Source organism: Streptomyces chlorus (genome assembly GCF_042655885.1).
In the GTDB taxonomy this organism is placed as follows: Bacteria; Actinomycetota; Actinomycetes; order Streptomycetales; family Streptomycetaceae; genus Streptomyces; species Streptomyces chlorus.
In genome coordinates this window covers 131,635-153,721 of the sequence record NZ_JBHSOA010000061.1, presented here as the reverse complement: position 1 = coordinate 153,721, position 22,087 = coordinate 131,635, and the positions used below count along the sequence as shown (strand labels likewise).

Below are 22,087 nucleotides of genomic sequence, written 5' to 3'. Positions count from 1 at the left end.
CTCCTTCGTCCTTCTTTACTTGGCTGCGGCCGCCGCCATCGGCCGGGGCCTGACGGTGCGCTGCTCGATATCCTTGAGCCGGTCGTCCGCCCGCACGACACGCTGGACGTAGACCCCGGGGGTCACGATGTGGTTCGGGTCGATCGCACCGGTGTCGACGACCTGCTCCACCTCGGCGATGGTCGTCCTTCCGGCGGTGGCCACGACGGGGTTGAAGTTCCGGGCGGTCCAGCGGTAGACGAGGTTGCCGTCCGTGTCGGACAGGTGCGCTCTGACCAGAGAGACGTCGGCGACGATGGAGCGCTCCTGGACGTAGGTTTCGCCGTCGAACTCGGCGTGCGGTTTCCCTTCAGCCACGGGTGTCCCTACACCGGTCTTGGTGTAAAAGGCGGGAATGCCGGCGCCCCCGGCGCGCAGACGCTCGGCGAGCGTCCCTTGCGGATTGAACTCGACCTCCAGCTTCCCGGAGAGGAACTGAGCGGCGAAGAGTTTGTTCTCGCCCACGTACGAGGCCACGACCTTGGCGACCTGCCCGGCTTCGATCAGAACGCCCAGGCCCTTGCCGTCGACACCCATGTTGTTCGAGACGATCGTCAGGTTCTTGACTCCGGAGTCCCGGACGGCGTCGACCAGATCGACGGGAACTCCGCTGAGCCCGAACCCGCCCACTGCCAACGTCATTCCGTCGTGCAGCACGTCCTGGAGCGCTTCCGCGGCGCTCGTCCAGAGTTTTGACATGATGTTTCCCATCCTTCGAGGGGCGCGGCGAGGCCGCGCATGAAGCATCTGGTCTTGGCATGCAGCAACTACGGCCCCGGCGGGGGCCGACAGGCCCGACGCCGTTAGCGTCAGCTGTTGGCGGGAGGGAGGACTCGGCCCGTGCACTCCCCGAGCGCGATGACGCTGCCGTCGGGGCCGGGGGCGGTGGCCCGCATGCTGACCTCGTCGCCGTCCCGGAGGAAGGTGAACTCGCTGTCATCCTTGAGGGTGAGCGGCTCCGAGCCTCCCCAGCAGATCTCCAGGAACGATCCGCGCTGGTTGCGCTCCGGCCCGGAGACGGTGCCGCCGGCGAAGAAGTCGCCCGCGCGCAGGCCCGCCCCGTTGACGGTCATGTGGGCCAGCATCTGGGCCGCGGTCCAGTACGTCTCGGCGAAGGGCGCCACCGAAATCACCTCACCGTTGAGCGAGATCTCGATCTGCAGATCGAAGCACCACGGGTCGGCATCGCTGTCGTCGAGGTACGAGGCGAGCGGGGTGTCCCGGGGCGGCGGCGCGACACGGGATCCCGCCAGGGCGGCGAGCGGGGTGACCCACGGCGAGATGGTGGTGCAGAAGGACTTGCCGAGGTTGGGGCCGAGAGGAACGTACTCGAAGCTCTGGATGTCCCGCGCCGACCAGTCGTTGGCGAGGGTGAGGCCGAAGACGTGCTGTTCGGCCTCGTGGAGCGGTACTCGGCCCTGCGGCACCGGGGAGCCGAGCACAAAGCCGACCTCGGCCTCGATGTCGAGGCGCCGGCTGGGGCCGAAGCTGGGCGGCCCCTCGGGCTCGGGCCGCATCCCTTGCGGACGGGGGAAGTCCGTCCCACTGGGGACGATGGTGCCGGCGCGACCGTGATAGCCGATCGGCAGGTGCTTCCAGTTCGCGGTGAGCGGCTCCATGTGCGGGCGGAAGATCTTGCCGACGTTGCGGGCGTGGAACTCGTTGCCGTAGAAATCCACGTAGTCGGCGACGGTGAACGGCAGGCCGAGCGTCACGTCGCTCAGGGGCACCGCCGTCGCGAGGATCGCGTCGGTACGGGCGGGGTCCAGGAAGGCTGCCTGCAGCGCTCCGCGCACCTCGTCCCACACCGCCTTGGAGCAGGCCAGCAGCCCGTCCAGGGAGGGGGAGTCGGCGGCTTCCCGGGCAGCGGCGCTGACGTTCCCTCCGGCGAGGTCGAGCACGGCCGCCACATCGAGGACGTGATCTCCGAGCCGTACGCCGAGCCGAGGTGCCGCGTCCCCTGCCGTGAACGATCCGTAGGGAAGGTGCTCGACGCCGTTGCCGACGGTGCCCAGTGCCGCGGCGGCGCTGGTGGGGGACGGGGTGCTCATGCGGTGCCTCCATCAGGGGCGGGGAGAAGGGCTGGGTCCAGAAGGCCGAGATCGATGAGGGATTCGACCGGCTCGAGAATGCTGCAGGTGCCGAAGGACTCGAACGTGCCGCGCCATCCGGCGCCGGCCTCCAGGTAGGCGCGGCGGACCTCGCCACGGTCCTTGAGGGACAGCATCCGTACGACCTCTGCCAGGGGCGCGCCCTGCTGCGCTGCGGCGGTAGCGAGGGCGATGTTGAGGAAGCCGTGATGCGGATAGCCCGTTTCCAGCCCGACGTACCGGATGGCCCTGTGCAGTCCGGCCGTCAGCTTGTACGGCACCCGAGCCGCGACGGCCGCGTCGATGACCGCGGCGAGCTGCTCGGCAGTGGGGAACAGCGCGGCGTCGAGGCCACCGGTCCGGAACTTCAGCCGGGCCGGTGTTCCGCCGAGGGCCGCGACCCCTCCCTCTCCGACAGCGTCACCGGAGAGCTCGACATGCACGGTGTAGGGGGACGTCGCCGCCAGGTCCACCGCCGCACGCAGTTGCTCAGGCCATCGCTCGTCGGTCTTCACCTCCAGGCCGCAGACCACGAGCCCTTCCGGGGGGTCGTCGGCGATGCGGCGCGCCGTGTCCAGTGCGCCGGGGGCCACGACCAGTCCGGTCCGAAGCGGTTCACTTCCGAGGTCGTGGCCGAGCTCGGTGCTCGTGGCCCGGGCGATTCGTGCGGCCTCGGGGACCCGGTCGACCGTCAGCAGGAGCGGTCCGACCAGCGGAAGGAGGGGCGTGGAACGGCGGGCCAGGTGCGCGCGTACGGCGTCCGGCAGGGTGGCGGATCCCGGCGGGAAGATCGCGGCGTCGTCGAAGAAGCCGGTGAATGCCGGGGCGGTCGTCGTCACGCGAGCCACCGCCCGCCGCTCCAGGACGACGCGTAGGCCTTGTCCTCGGTCGCGAGGCCGGCCTCGCCCAGCTGCAGCGGCCGGAAGGTGTCGACCATGACGCCGGTTTCGTCGAAGTAGTCCTTGCCGAGGCTGGCCTCGATCGCGCCGGGCTGTGGCCCGTGGGGGTGGCCGCCCGGGTGGAAGGAGATCGAGCCGAGTCCGATGGCGGAGCCCTTGCGAGCCTCGTAGTCGCCTCCGACGTAGAACATGACCTCGTCGGAGTCGACGTTGGAGTGGTAGTAGGGCACCGGCACCGACTTCTCGTGGTAGTCCACCTTGCGCGGCACGAAGTTGCAGATCACGAAGTTCTTGCCCTCGAAGACCTGGTGGACCGGCGGCGGCTGGTGCACCTTTCCGGTGATCGGCATGAAGTCGGCGATGTTGAACGTGTAGGGGTAGAGGCAGCCGTCCCAGCCCACGACGTCGAACGGATGGTGGGGCAGCGTGTGGATGGTGCCGGTGACCCCCGCCGGGCTCCGGTGCTTGATGTAGACGTCGACGTCCGTCTCTTCGACGTGCAGCGGCTCGGACGGGCCCACCAGGTCGCGCTCGCAGTACGGAGCGTGCTCGAGCAGCTGCCCGTACTGCGACAGGTAGCGCTTGGGCGGCGCGATGTGGCTGTTCGCCTCGATGGCGTAGAGCCGGACCTCCCGGCTTTCCTCCACGACCCATCGGTGCGTGGTGGCGCGGGGGATGACGACGTAGTCGCCCTGGCGTGCCGGCAGGGCACCGAAGACGGTCTCGACGACGGCCTCGCCGGCCTCCACGTAGACGCACTCGTCGCCGAGCGCGTTGCGGTAGAGCGGTGAGGTGCCGCCCGCGACGACGTAGGAGATGCGCACGTCCTCGTTACCCAGAACGAGACGACGCCCCCTGACGGCGTCGGTCTCGGCGAGGGTCGTGGCATCCGCGAGGTCGTGCAGCCTCAGGTGCCGGGGCAGCAAGGGAGCGTTGGGGGTGAGCGTCTGGTCGGGAAGCTCCCAGCGTCGGGCGCCCACGACCGCTGACGGGATATGACGGTGGTACAGGAGGGAGGAGTCGGAAGAGAAGCCTTCCTCACCCATGAGTTCCTCGTAGTACAGGTCCCCGGTGTCCGACCGGAACACGGTGTGCCGGACCGGCGGCACCTCGCCCAGTGAGCGGTAGTACGCCATCAGGCGCTCCTTGGTGATCGTCGAGCTGTGATGTGCCCCGATCCTGTGAAGGGGTCTCCTCGAGACGCAAAGCCGGCCCGGGCCCCTTGGACGCCTTGGTCGCGACGCCCTCTTCGAGCCGGTTTCCCGCTCTCCGAGCGGGTGAGGCGCGGAATGCCGCGTCGGCGAGAATCCCGATCCGGCCGGGCAAGATGCTTCCACGTTGACATGGAAATGAAATGTTCGGCGTGCCAGAGTCGACGTTGGGCCCTCGTGACCAGGGCCGCAGCGCTCATCGCTGCCGCAATGCCAGGAGAGGAGGCCGATTCCGTGAGGACACGTGACATCGGCGACGATCCCCGGACGCGCCGTGCACGGACCGGCGCCGCCTCGGTCTTCCCGGTGCCGGCCCAGCGGCTGGCAGTGGTCGACCTGGGGAACGAGCTGCACACCAGGCCCCACGTCGGGGCGATGTCCGAGAGACTGAACTGGAGCGTGCTGCACCTGCACGAGGCCGAGGAACTGGGCTGGGCGCTCACGGTCAACCGCCCGGCTGCCGTGCTCGTCATCATCCCCGCGGACCTGCCGCCCGACCCCACGACCGTCGCACGGGTGCGCCGGGCCACGCGTGCACCCATCGCCGTACTCGCCGACGTCACCGGGCCCCAGAGCGTCGCGCTGATCTCCGCCGGAGCGGACACCGTGCTGCCCACCAGCACCCGGGAGGAGGAGATGGGCGCTCGGGTACTGGCATTGGTGCGGCGGGCGGCCGAAGGCTCCGACGCGGGTGCCCGCTACCTTCTGTCCGGGCCGCTGCGCGTCGACCTGTGGCAGCGAGAAGCCACCCTCGACACCGAGCCGGTACGGCTGACCAACACGGAGTTCAAGCTGCTCGTCTGTCTGATGGAGGCCGGAGGACAGGTGGTCCCGGCCAGTCGTCTCACCTCCCGTGTGTGGGGGTGGGCCGGCGGTGACGACGGACTCAACACACTCCGTATCGGAGTCGGGCGTCTGCGGCGCAAGCTGGGCGACACCGTCCATGAGCCGCGCTTCGTCCTCTCGGTGCGAGGCTCCGGCTATCGGTTCGGTGGTCAGGTCACCGAAGTGGGGGCCCGGGAGGAGGAGCGGCGCACGTCCGAGACGGGCAGCGACCTGCTCCTGGCCGAGCGACTGGCCCGGCGTTGCGAGGAGCTCGCCAGTGCACCCGACGCCAGGTCCGCGGCGAGCCTGGTCGCCCGCTCCCTCGTCCAGGAAGGGACGGTCGATGCGATCGGCCTGCACCTGTTGGACGGTGATCGACTGCAGTTGGTCGCCCATCACGGGTTCAGCGCCGCCTGGCAGGAGGCTGCCCAGGAACTGCGTCTTGCCGACTCCGGATTCGCCGCCGTCCGCACGCTCACGGCGGAGGAACCGGTGCAGTTGCGCCGCTTCTCGACCAAGGCGGGGTATGCCCGCACGGCGGCGCTGGCTCACGTGGAGTTGCCCGGCACCTACCTCTTCGTCCCGCTGCGCAGCGGTTCCTCGGTGGTCGGGGCGATGGGCCTGCACCGTCACTCCTCCGAGCCCTTCGGCCCGTTGAGCATCACCTACCTCAAGGCGGTGGCGGCTCTGTGCGGTGTGTGCCTGAGCGCACGCTGGCGTACCACTTCCACCTGATACCGGCTCACCCTTCCCGATCCGCCCTTGCCGGAGAGCCGGCGAGGCCGAGATCCCACCTGGCCGCACCCGGGCGCGGTCGTGGGCTCTGCGATGCTGGGCACATGATGCCCCAGAAGCCGGAGCCCGGCGTCACCGACCTGGACTTCCAGTCCTTCGCCGAGTACGCCCACGGGCGCACCAGCGAGCTCGTCGACGACGCCGATCTCGAGGCCGCATCGCTGGTGCTCACTCTCCACCGCGCGGCGGGCACAGTCGTCTACGACCTGGAGTCGACCGTCCATCGGCCCGCCGGGTGGAGCTGGTCGGGCTTCCGCCTGCTGTACGTGCTCTGGGTCTCGGGGCCGCTCGAAGCCCGGCACGCGGCCCGCCTCTCCGGCATGAGCCGGCAGAGCACCTCGACGCTGTCCAAGACCCTCGAACGCCATGGACTGCTCACCCGTGCCCCCCGGCCCGACGACGGCCGGTTGATCACCTATGCGCTCACCGCCGAGGGCGAACAGCGGGTTCGAGAGGTCTACCGCGCCCACAACGACCGCGAACGGCTGTGGTCGCGGCTCCTGACTCCCGAGGAGCGTGCCGCGGTCGTGAGCGCTCTCGGCAAGCTGCTCGCAGCCGCCGACGACCTCGAAGTACGTCGCCGCGCCGACTGACCCGCCCTGCCGCGACGCGTCCCGGCGACGAGGCGCCGGCGAAAAGCTCTCCGGATCCCCTTGCCGGACGTGACGCTTCCCCCTACGGTCTTCCCATCCAAGGTCATCAAAGGTTTTATGACCTTCCGGACCTCATGACCTCTACGCGCTGGAGCCGCCATGTCCAAGCCGTTCGCTTCCACCGGTGAGACCAGGGTCAAGCAGCAGACCCTGGAAGTACTCGCCGACGGCGTCTACGCCGTCACCGCCGAGGGCGACCCCAACTTCGGCGCCGTCGAGGGAGAGGACTTCCTCGTCTGCTTCGAGGCACTCGCCACACCGACCGTCGCCCGCAGGACCCTGGCGATGGTGCGGGAGCACACCGACAAGCCGGTGCGCCACCTGGTCCTGTCGCACTACCACGCGGCCCGCGTCCTCGGAGCGAGCGCCTTCGAGCCCGACGTGATCATCGCCCACGCCCAGACCAAGGCGTTGATCGAGGAGCGCGGCAAGCAGGACTGGGACTCCGAGCAGGGACGCTTCCCGGTGCTCTTCGAGGACCCCGACTCCATCCCCGGACTCACCCGGCCGGATGTCACCTTCACCGACGGGCTGTCCATCGACCTCGGCGGCGACCGGGGCGAGCTGCAACTCCTCTTCCTCGGCCGGGGGCACACGTCCGGTGACATCGTCGCCTGGCTCCCGCGCCACAAGGTGCTGTTCGCGGGCGACCTGGTCGAGACCCAGGCCGCGCTGTACACCGGTGACGCCTACCACCGGGAATGGGCCACCGAGACCCTCGACCGGGTCGCGGCCCTGGGCGCCGAGGTGCTGGTGGGCGGCCGGGGCGTCATCGCCCGAGGCCGGGACGAGGTCTCCGCGGCGATCGCCCAGACGCGAGGCTTCCTCACCACGTTGATCAACACCGTTCAGAGCGTGCACGCCCGGGGAGGCGACCTCAGGGAGGCCTTCGAAGCCGCCCACGGCGCACTCGAGCCGCAGTACGGCAGCTGGCCGATCTTCGAGCACTGCCTGCCCTTCGACGTCGCCCGGCTCTGGGAGGAGCTCTCGGGAAGCGAGCACCCGACGATCTGGACCGCGGAGCGCGACCGTGAGGTCTGGGCCCAACTGCAGCACTGAGGACGTGACGACACCATGACCACCACCGAAAGAAGCCGGATCGACGCCCCCGTCGTCGTCATCGGCAACGGCCCGGTCGGCCAGACCGCCGCCCTGCTCCTGGCCCACTGGGGTCTGTCCACCATCGTGTTGGACCAGCGTCCCGAGCGCGATCCGGTCGGTTCCAAGGCGATCGCCCAGCAGCGCGACATCCTCGACATCTGGGACACCCTCGACGGAGCCGGACGGCAGATCACTCAGGAGGGCCTGACCTGGAACCGCTCTCGCACGTTCTACCGCGAGCACGAACTCTTCTGCACCGAGTACACCGACGACGGCAGCGTCTTTCCGCCGTTCGTCAACATCTCCCAGACCCGCACCGAGCAAGTGCTCGACGAGCGCATGGCCAACCAGCCGCTCATCGAGGCGCGCTGGGGACACCGGGTCACCGACCTGATCCAGCATCAGGACCACGTCGAGCTGCTCTGTGAGACCGCCGACGGGAACGTCACGGTCCGCGCCGCCTACGTGCTGGCCTGCGTGGGCGCCCGCGGGCACGACCTGCGCGACCACCTCGGAGTGGGGTTCGGCGGCCGCACCTTCGGCGACCAGTTCCTCATCTGCGACATCCAAGCCGATCTGCCCGGCTGGGAACGGGAGCGGCGCTTCTACTTCGACCCGGAGTGGAACCCCGGGCGCCAGGTGCTGATCCACCCCTGCCCCGATTCGACGTACCGGATCGACTGGCAGGTGCCCGAAGAGTTCGACATGGCGGCCGAGGAGAGCGACGGCCGGCTCGACCGCCGGATCCGGGCTGTGATCGGCGACCATGCGTATCGGATCGTCTGGAAGTCGGTCTACCGGTTCCACTCCCGGGTCGCCGACCGGTTCCGGGTGGGGCGGGTGCTCCTGGTGGGCGACGCCGCCCATCTGGTCTCCCCGTTCGGCGGCCGGGGCCTGAACTCAGGGGTGCAGGACGCCGAGAACGCCGCGTGGAAGGTCGCCGCGGTCCTGCACGGCATGGCTGGGGAGGGCCTGCTGGACAGCTATCACCACGAGCGGCACGCCGCGGCCCTGGAGAACCTCGCGATCACGGGAGCCACGATGGAGTTCCTGGTGCCCCAGACCCCCACGGAACAGGCCCGGCGGCTCGACGTGCTGGAGCGTGCCGTGGCCGAACCGGCCGCCCGGGCGCAGGTGGACTCGGGGCGGCTGGCAGAGCCGTTCTGGTACGTCGACTCGCCACTGACCACCACCGACCCGGCGCGCCCCTTCGCCGGTCGCCCGCCGAAGGGATCCGTGCCGGCACCCGGACCTGGCGTACTGGTACCTGACATCCCGGTCACCGATCCCGCCACGGCCAGGTCTACGCGCCTGCGACTGCTGGCGCGCAGGCGTTTCACGGTGGTCACCGGCGACGAGGTGAACGCCGCCGCGCTGCACCGGGAGCTGCTCGACCTGGGCCGTGCCGTGCCCGTGCACCGCAGCGCGGACCTGGCCGAGGGCGGCGCCGCGAGGCTGGGCATCAAGCCCGACGAGGTGTGGGTGATCCGCCCCGACGCCCACCTGGCCGCCACACTCACCGGCCCCACCGCGGTCGAGGTGAACGCCGCCCTCACCCGGGGCCTCGGAGCCGCTGTCACCGCGCTTGCGCAGCCGCCCCGGCCGACATTCTCCCGGGCCTGACACCGAGCTGTTGAACGCCATAAGGACGACGCAAAACAAGAAGGAAGCCAAAGAAACTGATGAACTTCACTCACGAGACGCTGCCGCAGCGTGTCGTCTTCGCCGCCAGCTCGGCCGCAGAGGCCGTAGCGGCGGAGGTGGCGGCACTGAAATGCAGCAGGGTCATGCTCATCGCCTCCGGGCGGGAAGCCGGCTTGGTCGACCCGATCGCGAAGAAGCTCCCGGTCGTGCTCCGGCACGAGGACGTCGTGATGCATGTGCCTGTTGAGGTAGCTGTCCGGGCGCGCGAGGCCGCAGAGACCTCGGGAGCTGATGTCCTGGTGTCGGTTGGCGGCGGATCGACAACGGGCTTGGCGAAAGCGGTGGCCATGACAACCGGTCTGCCGATCATTGCCGTTCCCACGACGTACGCCGGGAGTGAGGCGACCAGCGTGTGGGGCCTGACCGAGGGTGAGACGAAGACCACCGGTGTGGACAACAAGGTTTTGCCGGCCTCGATCGTCTATGACGCCTCGCTGTTGACCAGCCTGCCGGGAAAGATGACTGTGGCCAGTGGGCTCAACGCGATGGCGCATTGTGTGGACTCGATGTGGGGGCCGCGGTCGGACCCGATCGATCGGGCGTTGGCGCAGGAGGGCATTCGCGGCCTGGCGGAGGGGCTGCCGGTGGTGGCAGCTGACCCGGCGAGCATGGCGGGGATCGAGCAGACGCTCTACGGCGCCTACCTGGCCGCGGTCGCCTTCGCCTCCGCGGGGTCGGGGATGCATCACAAGATCTGTCATGTGCTGGGTGGGATGTTCAACCTGCCGCACGCACAGACGCACGCTGTCGTACTCCCGTATGTCCTGGCCTTCAACTCACCCAACGCAGCTGACGCTGATGTCCGGATCGCGACCGCATTTGGGTCGCCGACCGCCACTGCGGGCCTCGCCGCGTTGCGCAAAGCCCTCGACGCACCAAGGGCGCTCAAGGACTTCGGCATGCCGGAGAGCGGGCTCGAGAAGGCGGTTGCGCCGCTCCTCAGAGCGATCCCGGTCAACAACCCGACTCCAGTCACTCACGAGAACGTCACCGCCCTTCTGCGGGCGGCTTGGGAAGGAAGCGAACCCGCATGAGCCCGACCGACGCCCGGAACCCTGCTGTCCAGCGGATCGAATACGCCGAGGCCGAACAACAGACCCCGTGCCGGCCAGTCAAAGCGCGCCAGGCGGAGATTGAGGAGGACGTACTTCAGCGCGTGATCCGCTCCTTCGACGGCTGTGCCGATCCGCGCCTGAAGCGAGTCATGGTTTCGCTGGTAGAGCACCTGCATGCGTTCCTGCGCGACGTGCGGTTGACCGAGGAGGAGTGGGGCGAAGCGATCAAGTTCCTCACCGCGGTCGGGCACATCACTGACGACAAGCGCCAGGAGTTCATTCTGCTCTCCGACACCTTGGGCGCCTCGATGCAGACCATCGCGATCAACAACGAGGCGTACAAGGACGCCACCGAGTCAACCGTGTGGGGCCCGTTCTTCGTCGAGGGTTCCCCGGAAATTCAGAACGGCGAGGACATGTCCTTCGGAGCCGCCGGCCAGCCGTGCTGGGTTGAGGGCACCGTCACCGACACCGAGGGCAACCGCCTCCCCGGCGCTCGGATCGAAGTGTGGGAGGCCGACGCGGACGGCCTGTATGACGTCCAGTATGCGGACGGCCGGGTCGCCGCCCGCGCCCACCTGTTCGCCGACGAGAACGGCGCCTATCGCTTCTGGGGCGGCACGCCGACGCCGTACCCGATCCCGTATGACGGCCCGGTGGGCAAGATGTTGCAGGCCGTCGGTCGCTCGCCGTACCGGGCGAGCCACCTCCACTTCATGGTCACCGCACCTGGGTGCCGCCGGCTGGTCACCCACATCTTCGTCGCCGGTGACGATCTGCTCGACAAGGACAGCGTCTTTGGGGTCAAGGAGTCCCTCATCAAGGACTTCGTCGAGCAGTCGGCCGGCACGCCCACACCTGACGGACGGGTTGTCGAGGGCACCTGGACCCGCACCCGGTTCGACATCGTCCTTGCCCCCACTGGGTCGTGAACGCTCCTTCCCTCACCGAGGTCCGAATCGCCGAAGCCGCTCGTTGTGCCGCAATGGCCGCGGGCGATATCTATGCGCTGACAGACCTACTTCACGCCGGCCTGCGCTACAGACTCATCAGAGGCTTGTGGGACACCAAAACCGAATGCCTTGTCAAGCTGAGCGATGGAATACCTCGACATGTCATCGACGGAGGTCGGTGCCAGTTCGGTTGGCGACGTGGTGTTCCTGTGGGTCCACGTCAACGCTCGTGTCCCTGCACTGGTCGGCCAGCGTCCGATCTGCAACGCGTGCGTCACAGCGTGGATGAAGGATGTAGGCCGTTGTTTGAGCGCCTCGCGCCTCCAGGCCCTCGGCACACGAGGCACCCTTGATCCCGCGACACGACCACAAGCCCTTGCTATTCTACGATGCATGTCATACAAGCGTTGACGATCGGGCTCCGAGCGTTGGCGGAAGAGGTGAGCATTGCCAATGGCGACCAGGGCAGGATTGCTGACAAGGACACCGCTACGCCGATTCAGCGTGATGGAAGACGCCGAGCTGGAGGCCCTCGAGGCGAGCGCCCCGGCTTGGCTCACCGAATGCAAGTTCAAGACGCCTCGCCGTCAACTTGCCGCCATCACGCGAGCGTCGCTTTCGGCGACCACGCTCGGACCAGTGAAGCTCGTCTACGCCCACACCGTCGGCAGCGAGTTGGCCGTCGATTTCACTCGGCAAGAGTCCAACTACGTCGTGAGCTTCGCGCTTGCAGGCACCAACCAGGTGACCGTAGCCAATGAGCAGGCGCTCTGCTCGGCCACGCGAGCGGTGGTTCTGTCGCCGCAGATGGTCGCCGGCATGCACCTCAGCGACGGGTACGCGCAAGTGCACGTCGGCATCGAGCGTTTCGCCCTGGACCGGAACCTCGAGCGGATGCTCGACAGGCCGGTCACCAAGCCGATCCGGTTCCAGATAGGCATGGACCTGACCCGACCCGCCCTCGCATCCTGGGTCAGGGGGGTCAAGGTGCTGCTGGAGGATTTGGATGAAGCCTCAGGCCTCAGCGCCGTAGGAGCAGAAGCCAACCCGTGGCCAGACTTCCTCATGACGGGGCTGCTGTTGGCCCAGCCGAACAACTACTCGGAGTGGCTCAACCAAGGACAGGTCAATGGATTTCGCCCCCAGTCACTGAAGCGCGCGGTCGAACTCATCGAGCAAGAGCCTGCCGGCGATCTGTCGTTGAGTCGGCTCTGCTCGGTGGCGGGGGTTAGCGCGCGGGCTCTGCAGCGACATTTCCGCGAGTACGTCGGCCTGTCACCGCGAGAATACGTGCAACGGGTTCGGTTGGAGCATGCGCACAACGACCTGGCTGCGGGGGCGGGGAAGACGGTCGCCGAGATCGCTTACCGCTCGGGTTTCACCCACGTGCCTCGCTTCGCCGGCGCATACCGGGAGCGCTATGGCGTCCCGCCGTTGGTGACTCTGCGTGAGTCTGCGACCCGGTAGGACAGCCCCCGCGCATGCGCGGCAGTGCGTACTGAGCGGGTGAGTCGCATGGGGGACCGCGGAGCCGCTCTGCTGATCAGCAGGCAGCAAGTCGTAGGGACAAGGCCGCAGGACCTGCCCTGACCAGGGCAGGTCCTGCGGCCTTGTCCCTGGCAAGTCCACTGCGTTCCGGCCCACGGGCAGTGTCATCGCCCCCCACAACTGGGGTCGCATTACGGATCGGCACGTCGCAACGCGGATCGGAGGTTCGTCCAGACCCTCCTAGCGTGAGACACCCAACACATCCCAGAAACAATGGAGCACAATCGATGGGCGCCATCAGCGACGACATGAACGGCATCAAGTTCGTACACCAGTACGGTCTAGGTCTGCACACCACCGACCGGGTGCCGGATGTGCACAACCCCACCTGGCAGAAGCGGCAGATCGACGACTTCGTCGAGTTCGCCCAGCTCGCCGAAGAGCTCGGATTCGATGGTCTGACCGTCACCGAGCACCATGCGCCACTGATGACCTGTCCCTCGCCGCACCTGCTGATCGCGGCGGCGGCCGTGAAGACCAGCACGATCCGCCTCGGCACGGCAGTCACGATCCTGCCGCTGTACAACCCCATTCGGGTGGCCGAGGAGGCCGGCACCCTCGACCTGCTTAGCGGCGGTCGGTTCGAGCTGGGCATCGGACGAGGCGCGCCGGGCGAGGCACGCATCGCGCTGGGGCGCGACCTCAGCGAAGCGGATCTCAAGGAGGCATGGCTGGAGTCCCTCGAGCTCGTCCGACTCCTGCTCAGCGAGCACGACGTCACCTTCGATGGCAAGTACTTCAAGGTCACGAGGCCGACCTCGATCGCCACCCGCCCGCTCCAGGAGGAGTTCCCGATCTGGCTGGCATCCGGCAGCCTCGAAAGCATGGCGGTCGCCGGCGGGTACGGCTGGAGCGTGATGCGCAACTTCGGCACCGACCAGTCCCACAAGGAGGCGCTTGACTACTACCTCCAGGTCTCCAACGAGCACGGTCACGATCGATCAGCGGCCAACATGATGGTGGAGCGCTTCATCGCGATCGGCGAGACCGAGGCCGAGGCTGAAGCCAACTGTGACGTCTTCGCCAACACGTTCAATCAGTTCATGGCGCACTACGCCTCCAACGGCCGCTCGGTCCCCAAGAGCGACGGCGAGTTCGCGATTGACAAGAAGAAGGACCGCCCTGCACTCACGGTAGTCGGCACGCCGGACCAGATCATCGACCAGCTCCAGGAGGCACTCGACGCAACCGGCGCGCGCCGCCTGCTCGTCGAGACCTTCACCCCCGACCAGACCCGCCTGTTCGCGCGGGAGGTCATGCCTGTCCTGCGAGCGCGCAATGCAGGCTGAGTCCAAGCCCGTGACGAGCGCTGTGCGCCTCGCCCAGCAGGGGTACTTCTGGGTCGGCGTCACGTACCAGGAGAGCGAGGGCCAGACGCTTGTCGACGGCACGCAACTCTTTGTCGACTTCCAGGTGCCGGAGGAGCAGACGCAGGCTTACCCGGTCGTCCTGATCCACGGTGGTGGGGGCCAGGGCCTGGACTGGATGTCGACTCCCGATGGCCGACCCGGCTGGCGGACGCTCCTGCTCCAGCGCGGCTTCTCCGTCTACACCCTCGACCGCCCGGGACAGGGCCGTTCCCCGGTCCGTCCCGCTATCACCGGCCCCTCGCCGATGCCCTCCTCGGTGGAGACGCTCGGCGTCATGTTCGCCGGAGCGAACAACCCCGAGCACACCCAATGGCCAGGCACCGGCCTCGCGGACGACCCCGCACTCGCCCAGCTCCTGGCCTCCCAAGGACCAATGCCCGACCTTGCGCATGACCACGAGCTGATGCGGAGGCGAGGAGCGGAGCTCCTGGATCGGATCGGTCCGGCCATCATCATCACCAACTCCGCCGGCGGCCCGGCTGGATGGCTGATGGCCGACGAACGGCCCGACCTTGTGCGGGCCATTGTGGCACTGGAGCCGCTGGGTCCGAGCGGGCCGTTCCCGCTCCCGTGGGGGCTCGCCGCCTGCCGGATGAACTACGACCCGGCACCGTTGGCCGCCGCAATCGACCTGATCAACGTCCAGGCCACCGACTCGGAGCCTCCGATGCGACTGCAAGCCGCCCCACCCCGTCGCCTGCCGGGCCTCACCGACACGCCGATCGCGATCGTCACCGGCGAGCAGTCCTTGGCCGGGCCCATGGACGCCGGCACCGTCGCCTTCCTGCGCCAAGCCGGGTGCGAGAACGTCGACCACCTTCGACTTGGTGACCTCGGGATCCACGGCAACGGCCATCTCATGATGCTTGAACGCAACAACGACCAGGTGCTTGACGCCGTCATCGCGTGGGTCAGCGAGCACGTCGTTCTCACGCCCTAGGCCTTCCTCGACCACGCGTCGACCGCCCCGTCCGGCGTGACGCCGTCACGCCGGGCCGTGAATCCATGAAGGACACATCCCTATGAACTTGCGCCCGTTGTCGGCCGACCCGACCGAACTGCGACATGCCTTCGCCTGCTTCCCCAGCGGTGTCGTGGCTGTGTGCGGCTGCATCGAGGACGAGCCTGCTGGCATGGCCGTGAGCTCCTTCACCTCGGTCTCCCTCGACCCCGCCCTGGTGTCGGTCTGCGTGCAGAAGACGTCGTCGACGTGGCCCTTCCTGCGGGACCTGCCCCGGTTGGGCATCAGTATTTTCGCCGAGGACCAGGCGGCGGCCTGCCGGGCCCTCGCGGGACGGGGCGACAGGTTCCGCGATGTTGGGTGGAAGAGGACCGTCGAGGGTGCGATATTCATCGACGGTGCCGCGGCCGTGTTCGACTGCTCGGTCTACCAGGAGATCGACGCCGGCGACCACGTGATTGTCTTGCTCAAAATCGAGGCGCTGCGGGCGGACCGTGCACGGCTGCCCCTCGTGTTTCACCACAGTGAGATGGGACGACTGGCCAACTCCCACGGCCGCACTGCTCAGGGACTCCCGTTGCTGTTGGTCAGTGAAGGTGGTGCGGCGTTGTTTCCGCCCGTGTGCTCGTAAGACGAGCCATCACGAGCCCCGTCTCGGTCGCGGGCCCCGCTGTCTCCACTGCGGCGAACGCCGTGCTGGACCTGGCGGGACGGTCACCTTGCGAACGACCGCCGAGGTCCGGGTGCCGGCCTTCTTGGCGCGGTGGGTTTGGTGCTTATTGGCTTCGGCCGCCCGCTTGTACTCGTCGGCGTTGCAGCCGAAGAGCTTGCCGGCCGTCTGGCCGCCGGCCTGGTCGAGCTGGAAGCGATCAATATGGGAGGCCTTGAATTTTAAGCTGCACCGGTGACCGCCGGCGTATTGGGGGACCGTGCCGTTGGCCTCCAGCTCGCCCATGAGCGTCCATTGGCCGCGGCTGAACACCTTCCCGGGATTCGTGGTGTCGGACACGACCTCGACGCCGATTCCCTCCCGACGCCCGGCGCGGGCGACCTGCGCGTACCGGACGACCCTTCTGCCGGAGCCGGGGCAGCACGTGGTCCTGGACATCGGCGATCATGTCGGGAATCTCGAAGCGGTCAAACCGGTCACCACGGACAGCTCGGAGAAGTCCTCGGCGATGCCGAAGCTGGCGGGATCGTCGAGGATTGCCAGAAGTAGGGCTGTCGAGTCGAGGCCGAGGCCGTAGGAGAGCGAGTTGTGCGGAGCTGCGCGGAAGGCTGCCAGCGTGTCCGCGGCTACCACGTCCGCCGGGGTGCGGGAGGGCGTCGGCGAGGTGGGTGCGGGGTCTCGTCGAGGTGGTGGTCAAACAGGATGAGCGAAGTCATGAGGGTGCCTATGAGCTGCCAGCGGTGGTGAGGTGGGGGCGATGCTGGGGCCGGTGCGGCCGTCGTCGCCGTTGATGGTATGGGGATTGCCGGCGGCGTCCCGGTACTCGACGAGGCTGAGCCGGACCAGGGAGGCGCTGGTCGGCCAGCCGACGGCGGCCCGCTGGGCGTCGCTCAGGATCGCGCGGCCTCCCCGCGCCGGTGATGAAGTACGGTCCGACGCCACTTCTTCTGGGCCGTCCCCGGAGGCAGCCGGTAGCGGTCGCCGTCGTTGCGGTAGACCAGGTCGTCGTCCAGGTAGACCTGGAGCGTCGCGGCGCTGACGTTTCCTATGAGATGGCCGTCGGGATGCAGGCACGCAGCCCGAAGGTGCTGGGGTGCGGGAGGGTACGTGCTGATCATCGCGGTCCCTCCAACGCGGGGAACTGCCCTGGGAGCAGAGCGGCCACCTGCGTGCTTTCCGGCTGGCTGGCTGGCCGGCGGTGCGGCAGCCGTCAGGGGCCCTCTCAGCTCGTCGCGGCACGGGGGTTCGTCCGCCGACACTTCGGGCAGCGCCACATCAGCCCGGCCGAGACCGCTGCCGTGACGATCGCGCCCTTCTGCTCGGTGTCGGCAGCGGCAAAGGGGTCTGCACAGCGAACGGATCTGTCCACCATCGTGTTGGACCAGCGTCCCGAGCGCGATCCGGTCGGCTCCAAGACGATCGCCCAGCAGCGCGACATCCTCGACATCTGGGACACCCTCGACGGAGCCGGACGGCAGATCGCGCAGGAGGGGCTGACCTGGAGCCGTGCTCGCACGTTCTACCGCGAGCACGAACTCTTCTACACCGAGTACACCGACGACGGCAGCGTCTTTCCGCCGTTCGTCAACCTCTCCCAGACCCGCACCGAGCAGGTGCTCGACGAGCGGATCGCCGGCCAGCAGCTTGTCGTGACACGCTGCATCAGGAGCTGCTCGACCTGGGCCGTGCCGTGCCCGTGCACCGCAGCGCGGACCTTGCCGAGGGCACCGCCGCGACGCTGGGCATCAAGCCCGACGAGGTGTGGGTGATCCGCCCCGACGCCCACCTGGCCGCCACACTCACCGATCCCACCGCAGTCGAGGTGAACGCCGCCCTCACCCGGGGCCTCGGAGCCGCTGTCACCGCGCTTGCGCAGCCGCCCCGGCCGACCTCATTCCGGGTCTGACACCGAGCTGTTGAACGTCACCTGCAATCGACATGTCACTGAAATGCATTCCGGGTCACAGTGATGCCCATCGGTGACGACGATCACGCCGAAGGGTGGTGGGGCATCACGTCACCCACCACCCCTCGGTCAAGCAGACCGGCGTCCCCCTCCTCCTGAAAGGCCGCACAGTGACTGCTACCCCACATGCCACGGGTGCTCCCGATGCACCGTCGCCGGCCGCGCGGCTCGACCGTCTGCCGGTCGGCCGGTGGCACTGGAAACTCACCGTGCTGGTCGGGATCGGCGCCTTCTACGAGTACTACGAGGTCTTCCTCGGCGGAGTGCTCGCCGCGGTCCTCGGCCCGCTGTGGCAGCTCAACAGCTTCGAAACCGCCAGCCTCATCGCTTCGGTGTTCCTGGGCATGTTCTTCGGCGCCCTGACCCTGGGGCGCCTCGCCGACCGAATCGGCCGACGGCGCATGTTCCTCATCAACCTGACCATCTACCTGTTCTTCAGCCTGGTCGCCGCGTTCGCCCCCAACCTCTGGGTGCTGGTCGCCTGCCGCTTCATCGCCGGCATCGGCGCCGGCGCGGAGGCCGCCCTCATCCCGGCGTACCTCGCGGAGTTCATCCCGCCGAAGCGTCGAGGCCGCCACATCGGCTACGCCTTCACCATGGCCTTCCTCGCCTACCCGGTGATCACCCTCATCGGAGCCCCCCTTGCGGGGAGTCACTTCCTCATCGACGGGTGGCGCTGGCTGCTGGTGATCGGTTCCAGCGGCATCCTCGCCCTGCTCTGGTTCCGCCGTGGTCTGCCCGAGTCGCCCCGCTGGCTCGCCTCGGTCGGTCGCCTCGACGAGGCCGACGCGCTGATCACCAAAATCGAGAAGGAGATCGCCGAGAGCACCGGAAAGCCGCTTCCGCCCGTGCCGGTCACCGTGTCCCAGGCACCCGCGCACCAGGGCGAGGACCGAGCACGGGTCTCCGACCTCTTCAAACGCGGCGCTCGCAGAGCCATGATCGCCGCCGGCGCACTGTGGACGCTCAACGTTCTCGCCTACTACGGCTTCAGCTCGCTCACCCCGCTCCTGCTGGCCGACAAGGGCTACGACCTGAAGAGCTCCCTGCTCTACACGGCTGTCATGGCGATCGGATACCCGCTCGGAGCGTTCACCGCCGCACTCATCGCCGAGCGGTACGAAAGGCGGACCGTCTGCATCGCCACCGGTTTGGGCACAGCCGCAGCCGGCCTCTTCTTCGGCTTCGGGATCGGCAGCCTGATGATCATGGCCGCGGGCTTCGCGATCGGGTTCCTCTCCAACGTGCAGACCAGTTCCATCAACATGTACGGCTCGGAGGTCTTCCCCACCAGACTGCGCACCACCGCGATCGGGCTCTGCTACGGCACCGGACGCCTCTGCGCCGTCGCGATCCCCTTCCTCGGCATCGCGATCCTGGACAACTTCGGAGGCACAGCCGTCGTCCTGCTGTCCGTCACCCTCTACGTCGTCACGGCCGTCCTGGTCTGGATCTTCGGCCCCAAGACCACAGGCAAGTCCCTGGAGGAGATCACCGAGGAACACAGGCCGAGTTCGCCGTCCGTCGCGACGGTGGCCTGACCGCCCGACAAACTCTCCACAGCGAGGAGCCCTGGTGTCCCCTACGGAACAGCTGATCGACTTCGTGCGGTCGACGCGACTTGACGAGATCGACCTCGAAGCCCGACGCATCGTCCGCACCATGATCACCACTGTGCTCGGCACCACGGTGGCCGGAGCCGGTGAAGACGGGTGCCGAGAGCTGAGAGGACTCCTGCTCGAGAACGGTGGTGCCCCACAGGCCACCTCACTCGTCCACGGAGACCGCCTGCCGGCCGCCTCGGCTGCGCTGCTCAACGGAGTCATGGCTCGTGCGCTCGACTACTGCGACGCCATGGAACCCGGCCTCCACCTCGGCTCCTCGCTGGTCCCCGCCGCCTTGGCCGCCGCCGAGTTCCGCGGCGGGGTCAGCGGCGAGGAGTTCGTCACAGCCGTCGCGGTCGGCGCCGAACTGGGATCGCGGCTCAACCTGACCGAGGCCCTGTACGACGGTTTGGACCCGACCGGCGTTGTCGCCCCGCTCGCCGCCACCGCAACGGTCGGCCGCATCCTCGGACTGTCGGGAGACCAGCTACTGGCGGCCCTCGGCCTGGCCTTCAATCGCGCCGGCGGGAGCTTCCAGAGCAACGTGGACGGCTCCCTCGCCGTGCGACTCATCCAGGGCTGGGCCGCCGAGGCAGGCGTGACCTGCGCGCTCTGGGCCCTGCGAGGGCTCACCGGCCCCCACAACTTCCTGGACGGCGTCTACGGGTACACCCACCTGTACGGGCGGGGCCAGGTCGACGCAACCACCTTCGTCGAGGAGCTGGGCGATCACTATGCGCTGACGGGGACGATGTTCAAGAAATACCCCAGTTGCGGCCTCACACAAGGGGTGACCGAGCTGGCCCTGCAGGCTCGCCGGTCGGGAATCCTCGCCGATCGGATCGACCGGGTCGAAGTAGTGCTCCCGCCGTACGCCTACCGGCTGGTGGGGCATCCGTTCGCACCCGGCACCAACCCGAGGGTCGACGGCCAGTTCAGCGCTCGGTTCTGCGTCGCCAACGCGTTCCTCCACGGCTCCTCCAGGTTGGAGCACTTCACTCCGACGGCCGTGACCGGGAAGGAGGTCGGTGACCTGGCCGCTCGGGTGCACGTCACCGCAGACCCTGCGCTTGACACCCGAGGCCACAGCGCGGCTGACCTCATCGTCGTCAGCCAGGGTTCCGAGCAGCGTTTCGGGCTCGACATTGCGCCGGGCTTCCCGGGGAACGCCCTCTCCCAGGAGAATCACGACCGCAGGTTGCGAGACTGCCTGGCTGCCACGGCATACCCGCTCCCGGACAGTCGGATCGAGAAGCTCATGGAGTCCTTGAAGGCCCTGGAGGAACTCGACGACGTCACGGATCTGGTCGCGGACCTGATCAGCCCGGAAGCCGACGCCGACAGAACGGCCTGAGCATGGAAGTTCCTTGAGTCGTCGTCTCCGGCACCATGCCTCTGCCGATGGATCGGCCGGAGCATGGTGTCGGGACCGAGGTATCGTCAGTCCTTGTTTTCGCAGATGATCCGCCGAGTGTGACGCGACTTCTGACGGACGTGGGGGCAGCCCCGCAGCCGCCGGCCCGGCCAGGACCGGCCTCCCGGGAACTCGGGGTGCCTCTGTGTCTTGTCAAGCCCCTTGCGTGGGGAGTGACTTGGCCCTTCGCTCGTCGGCGATCATGACGCGCCAGACATGGTCGGCCAGTCGGCGTTTCAGGCACCGCTTCGCTTCCTTCGGCGTCTTACCCTCGGAGAGTTTCCGCTGGTAGTAGGCATGTCCGGGTGATTTCGGCATCCGTATCTGCACGACCGCGATGGTGTGGAGGACGGAGTTGAGCTGTCGGTCGCCGGAGCGGGAGAGCCGGTGGCGGGCCTTGTCCGCGCTGGCGATCTCCACCGGGGCAGCACCGGCGTAGTTCGCAAATGCCGCCGAGGTGGGGAAGCGGTGAGCCCGTCGGGTGCGGCCGATCAGCCGAGCGGCCATGACCGGCCCGACGCCCGGGGTGTCCATCAGTGTGCTGCCCGATGCCTCCACGAGGCTCTGCATCCGGGCAGCATTGTCCGTGAGCTGCTTGTCCAGTTTCCGGATCTCGGCGACCAGGTCCCAGGCGATGTCCTTGCGGACGGTCTCGACATCGCCGGCGGGACGGACCGACCGCAGCAGCCTGGTGGCCAGGTCCGCGGACAGCTGGGTCGGGGCGCCGCCGGGCAGCAGGTCACGCAGCAGCGCGTGGAGCTGGTTGACCGTGCGGACCCGGGCCTGGGCCAGGTTCACACGCCGTTCGTCCAGGAGAGCCAGCGCCGTGGTGTGATCCTCGGGCTCGACGTCCCGTCCGTCTCCCTGCAGACAGGCGACGGTGGCTGCGGCCGCGGCGTCGATCTGGTCGTTCTTGCGCCGCCCACCGCGGGAGAGTTCGCGCACCCGGCTGGTCGCCGCGGCAGGGATATCGACGACGCTCTCGCCGCGGGCGATGAGCCACTGAGCAAGATGCCGGCCCAGTCCGTTGGCGTTCTCCACAGCCCACTTGCGCTGCGGCCATCGCTTGGCCCAGGCCAGCAGCCGCCGGTAATCCGTCAGGCTCGCCTCGATCCGCATCGACCCGGCCTGCAGGTTCGATTCCGGCTCGACGGCGGTGGCGGTGTGGGTGGACTTGTGTGGATCGACACCGAGCAATATCACGACAACGTTCCTCACGGTCGGTCGAC

At 68.2% G+C, this 22,087-nt stretch carries 21 protein-coding genes; 13 read left to right on the top strand and 8 right to left on the bottom strand.

What is annotated here, in order from left to right:
• Positions 1 to 15 precede the first annotated feature (15 nt).
• The 4 genes from ACFPZI_RS26155 to ACFPZI_RS26140 form a co-directional block, all read right to left on the bottom strand.
• The gene (locus ACFPZI_RS26155) at positions 16 to 738 is read right to left on the bottom strand and encodes a CoA transferase subunit A (RefSeq protein WP_145768039.1); all 723 of its coding nucleotides are present in this window, start codon (positions 736 to 738) and stop codon (positions 16 to 18) included.
• 110 nt (positions 739 to 848) lie between these two features.
• Positions 849 to 2,090, bottom strand: coding sequence for a fumarylacetoacetate hydrolase family protein (locus ACFPZI_RS26150; protein ID WP_381367589.1), 1,242 nt, complete (start codon positions 2,088 to 2,090; stop codon positions 849 to 851).
• Positions 2,087 to 2,968 carry a hypothetical protein gene (locus tag ACFPZI_RS26145; RefSeq protein ID WP_055592291.1) on the bottom strand — a complete coding sequence of 294 codons (882 nt, stop codon included), beginning with the start codon at positions 2,966 to 2,968 and terminating at the stop codon, positions 2,087 to 2,089. Before ACFPZI_RS26145 ends, ACFPZI_RS26150 begins: the two co-directional genes overlap by 4 nt.
• Entirely contained in the window at positions 2,965 to 4,164 is a 1,200-nt protein-coding gene (locus tag ACFPZI_RS26140; protein WP_055592290.1) for a homogentisate 1,2-dioxygenase, read from the bottom strand. The genes ACFPZI_RS26145 and ACFPZI_RS26140 overlap by 4 nt, the downstream gene beginning before the upstream one ends.
• 309 nt (positions 4,165 to 4,473) lie before the next feature.
• Here ACFPZI_RS26140 and ACFPZI_RS26135 point away from each other — a divergent pair, with 309 nt between their 5' ends.
• The 10 genes from ACFPZI_RS26135 (at position 4,474) to ACFPZI_RS26090 (ending at position 15,835) form a co-directional block, all read left to right on the top strand.
• Positions 4,474 to 5,799 (top strand): winged helix-turn-helix domain-containing protein, encoded by a 1,326-nt coding sequence (locus tag ACFPZI_RS26135; RefSeq protein WP_381367586.1) that lies wholly within the window; start codon positions 4,474 to 4,476, stop codon positions 5,797 to 5,799.
• Positions 5,800 to 5,903: 104 nt separating this feature from the next.
• The gene (locus ACFPZI_RS26130; protein ID WP_381367583.1) at positions 5,904 to 6,452 is read left to right on the top strand and encodes a MarR family winged helix-turn-helix transcriptional regulator; all 549 of its coding nucleotides are present in this window, start codon (positions 5,904 to 5,906) and stop codon (positions 6,450 to 6,452) included.
• Between the two features lie 159 nt (positions 6,453 to 6,611).
• Positions 6,612 to 7,571, top strand: coding sequence for an MBL fold metallo-hydrolase (locus ACFPZI_RS26125; protein ID WP_381367580.1), 960 nt, complete (start codon positions 6,612 to 6,614; stop codon positions 7,569 to 7,571).
• 15 nt (positions 7,572 to 7,586) lie between these two features.
• Positions 7,587 to 9,236 carry an FAD-dependent monooxygenase gene (locus ACFPZI_RS26120; RefSeq protein WP_381367577.1) on the top strand — a complete coding sequence of 550 codons (1,650 nt, stop codon included), beginning with the start codon at positions 7,587 to 7,589 and terminating at the stop codon, positions 9,234 to 9,236.
• Between the two features lie 59 nt (positions 9,237 to 9,295).
• Positions 9,296 to 10,351 (top strand): maleylacetate reductase, encoded by a 1,056-nt coding sequence (locus ACFPZI_RS26115; protein ID WP_381367574.1) that lies wholly within the window; start codon positions 9,296 to 9,298, stop codon positions 10,349 to 10,351.
• Positions 10,348 to 11,304 carry a dioxygenase family protein gene (locus ACFPZI_RS26110; RefSeq protein WP_381367571.1) on the top strand — a complete coding sequence of 319 codons (957 nt, stop codon included), beginning with the start codon at positions 10,348 to 10,350 and terminating at the stop codon, positions 11,302 to 11,304. The genes ACFPZI_RS26115 and ACFPZI_RS26110 overlap by 4 nt, the downstream gene beginning before the upstream one ends.
• A 528-nt stretch (positions 11,305 to 11,832) precedes the next feature.
• Positions 11,833 to 12,792: an AraC family transcriptional regulator gene (locus tag ACFPZI_RS26105; protein ID WP_381368077.1), complete on the top strand. Its 960-nt coding sequence runs from the start codon at positions 11,833 to 11,835 to the stop codon at positions 12,790 to 12,792.
• A 308-nt stretch (positions 12,793 to 13,100) separates the two neighbouring features.
• Positions 13,101 to 14,162 carry an LLM class flavin-dependent oxidoreductase gene (locus tag ACFPZI_RS26100; RefSeq protein WP_381367568.1) on the top strand — a complete coding sequence of 354 codons (1,062 nt, stop codon included), beginning with the start codon at positions 13,101 to 13,103 and terminating at the stop codon, positions 14,160 to 14,162.
• A gap of 10 nt (positions 14,163 to 14,172) precedes the next feature.
• A complete protein-coding gene (locus tag ACFPZI_RS26095) occupies positions 14,173 to 15,183 on the top strand; it encodes an alpha/beta fold hydrolase (RefSeq protein ID WP_381367565.1) in 1,011 nt (336 codons plus the stop codon).
• 82 nt (positions 15,184 to 15,265) lie between these two features.
• Positions 15,266 to 15,835 (top strand): flavin reductase family protein, encoded by a 570-nt coding sequence (locus ACFPZI_RS26090; RefSeq protein ID WP_381207684.1) that lies wholly within the window; start codon positions 15,266 to 15,268, stop codon positions 15,833 to 15,835.
• Positions 15,836 to 15,844: 9 nt separating this feature from the next.
• On the opposite strand, the gene ACFPZI_RS26085 is transcribed toward ACFPZI_RS26090, so the two are convergent.
• The 3 genes from ACFPZI_RS26085 to ACFPZI_RS26075 form a co-directional block, all read right to left on the bottom strand.
• On the bottom strand, positions 15,845 to 16,312 hold the full coding sequence (locus ACFPZI_RS26085) for a hypothetical protein (RefSeq protein ID WP_381367561.1): 468 nt from the start codon (positions 16,310 to 16,312) through the stop codon (positions 15,845 to 15,847).
• A gap of 6 nt (positions 16,313 to 16,318) precedes the next feature.
• A complete protein-coding gene (locus ACFPZI_RS26080) occupies positions 16,319 to 16,507 on the bottom strand; it encodes a hypothetical protein (RefSeq protein ID WP_381367558.1) in 189 nt (62 codons plus the stop codon).
• Between the two features lie 257 nt (positions 16,508 to 16,764).
• Complete coding sequence (locus tag ACFPZI_RS26075) at positions 16,765 to 16,992, bottom strand: hypothetical protein (RefSeq protein ID WP_206188794.1); 228 nt, start codon at positions 16,990 to 16,992, stop codon at positions 16,765 to 16,767.
• 51 nt (positions 16,993 to 17,043) lie between these two features.
• Between ACFPZI_RS26075 and ACFPZI_RS26070 the strand changes: the two genes are divergently transcribed.
• From ACFPZI_RS26070 to ACFPZI_RS26060, 3 genes are all read left to right on the top strand, one after another.
• Entirely contained in the window at positions 17,044 to 17,643 is a 600-nt protein-coding gene (locus ACFPZI_RS26070) for a hypothetical protein (protein WP_381367555.1), read from the top strand.
• A gap of 307 nt (positions 17,644 to 17,950) precedes the next feature.
• Positions 17,951 to 19,381 carry an MFS transporter gene (locus ACFPZI_RS26065; protein ID WP_381367552.1) on the top strand — a complete coding sequence of 477 codons (1,431 nt, stop codon included), beginning with the start codon at positions 17,951 to 17,953 and terminating at the stop codon, positions 19,379 to 19,381.
• Positions 19,382 to 19,415: 34 nt separating this feature from the next.
• Positions 19,416 to 20,798 (top strand): MmgE/PrpD family protein, encoded by a 1,383-nt coding sequence (locus ACFPZI_RS26060; protein WP_381367549.1) that lies wholly within the window; start codon positions 19,416 to 19,418, stop codon positions 20,796 to 20,798.
• A gap of 213 nt (positions 20,799 to 21,011) precedes the next feature.
• Here the strand turns inward: ACFPZI_RS26060 and ACFPZI_RS26055 are convergent, their stop codons facing one another.
• The gene (locus tag ACFPZI_RS26055) at positions 21,012 to 22,061 is read right to left on the bottom strand and encodes an IS110 family RNA-guided transposase (RefSeq protein WP_381367546.1); all 1,050 of its coding nucleotides are present in this window, start codon (positions 22,059 to 22,061) and stop codon (positions 21,012 to 21,014) included.
• Positions 22,062 to 22,087 lie beyond the last annotated feature (26 nt).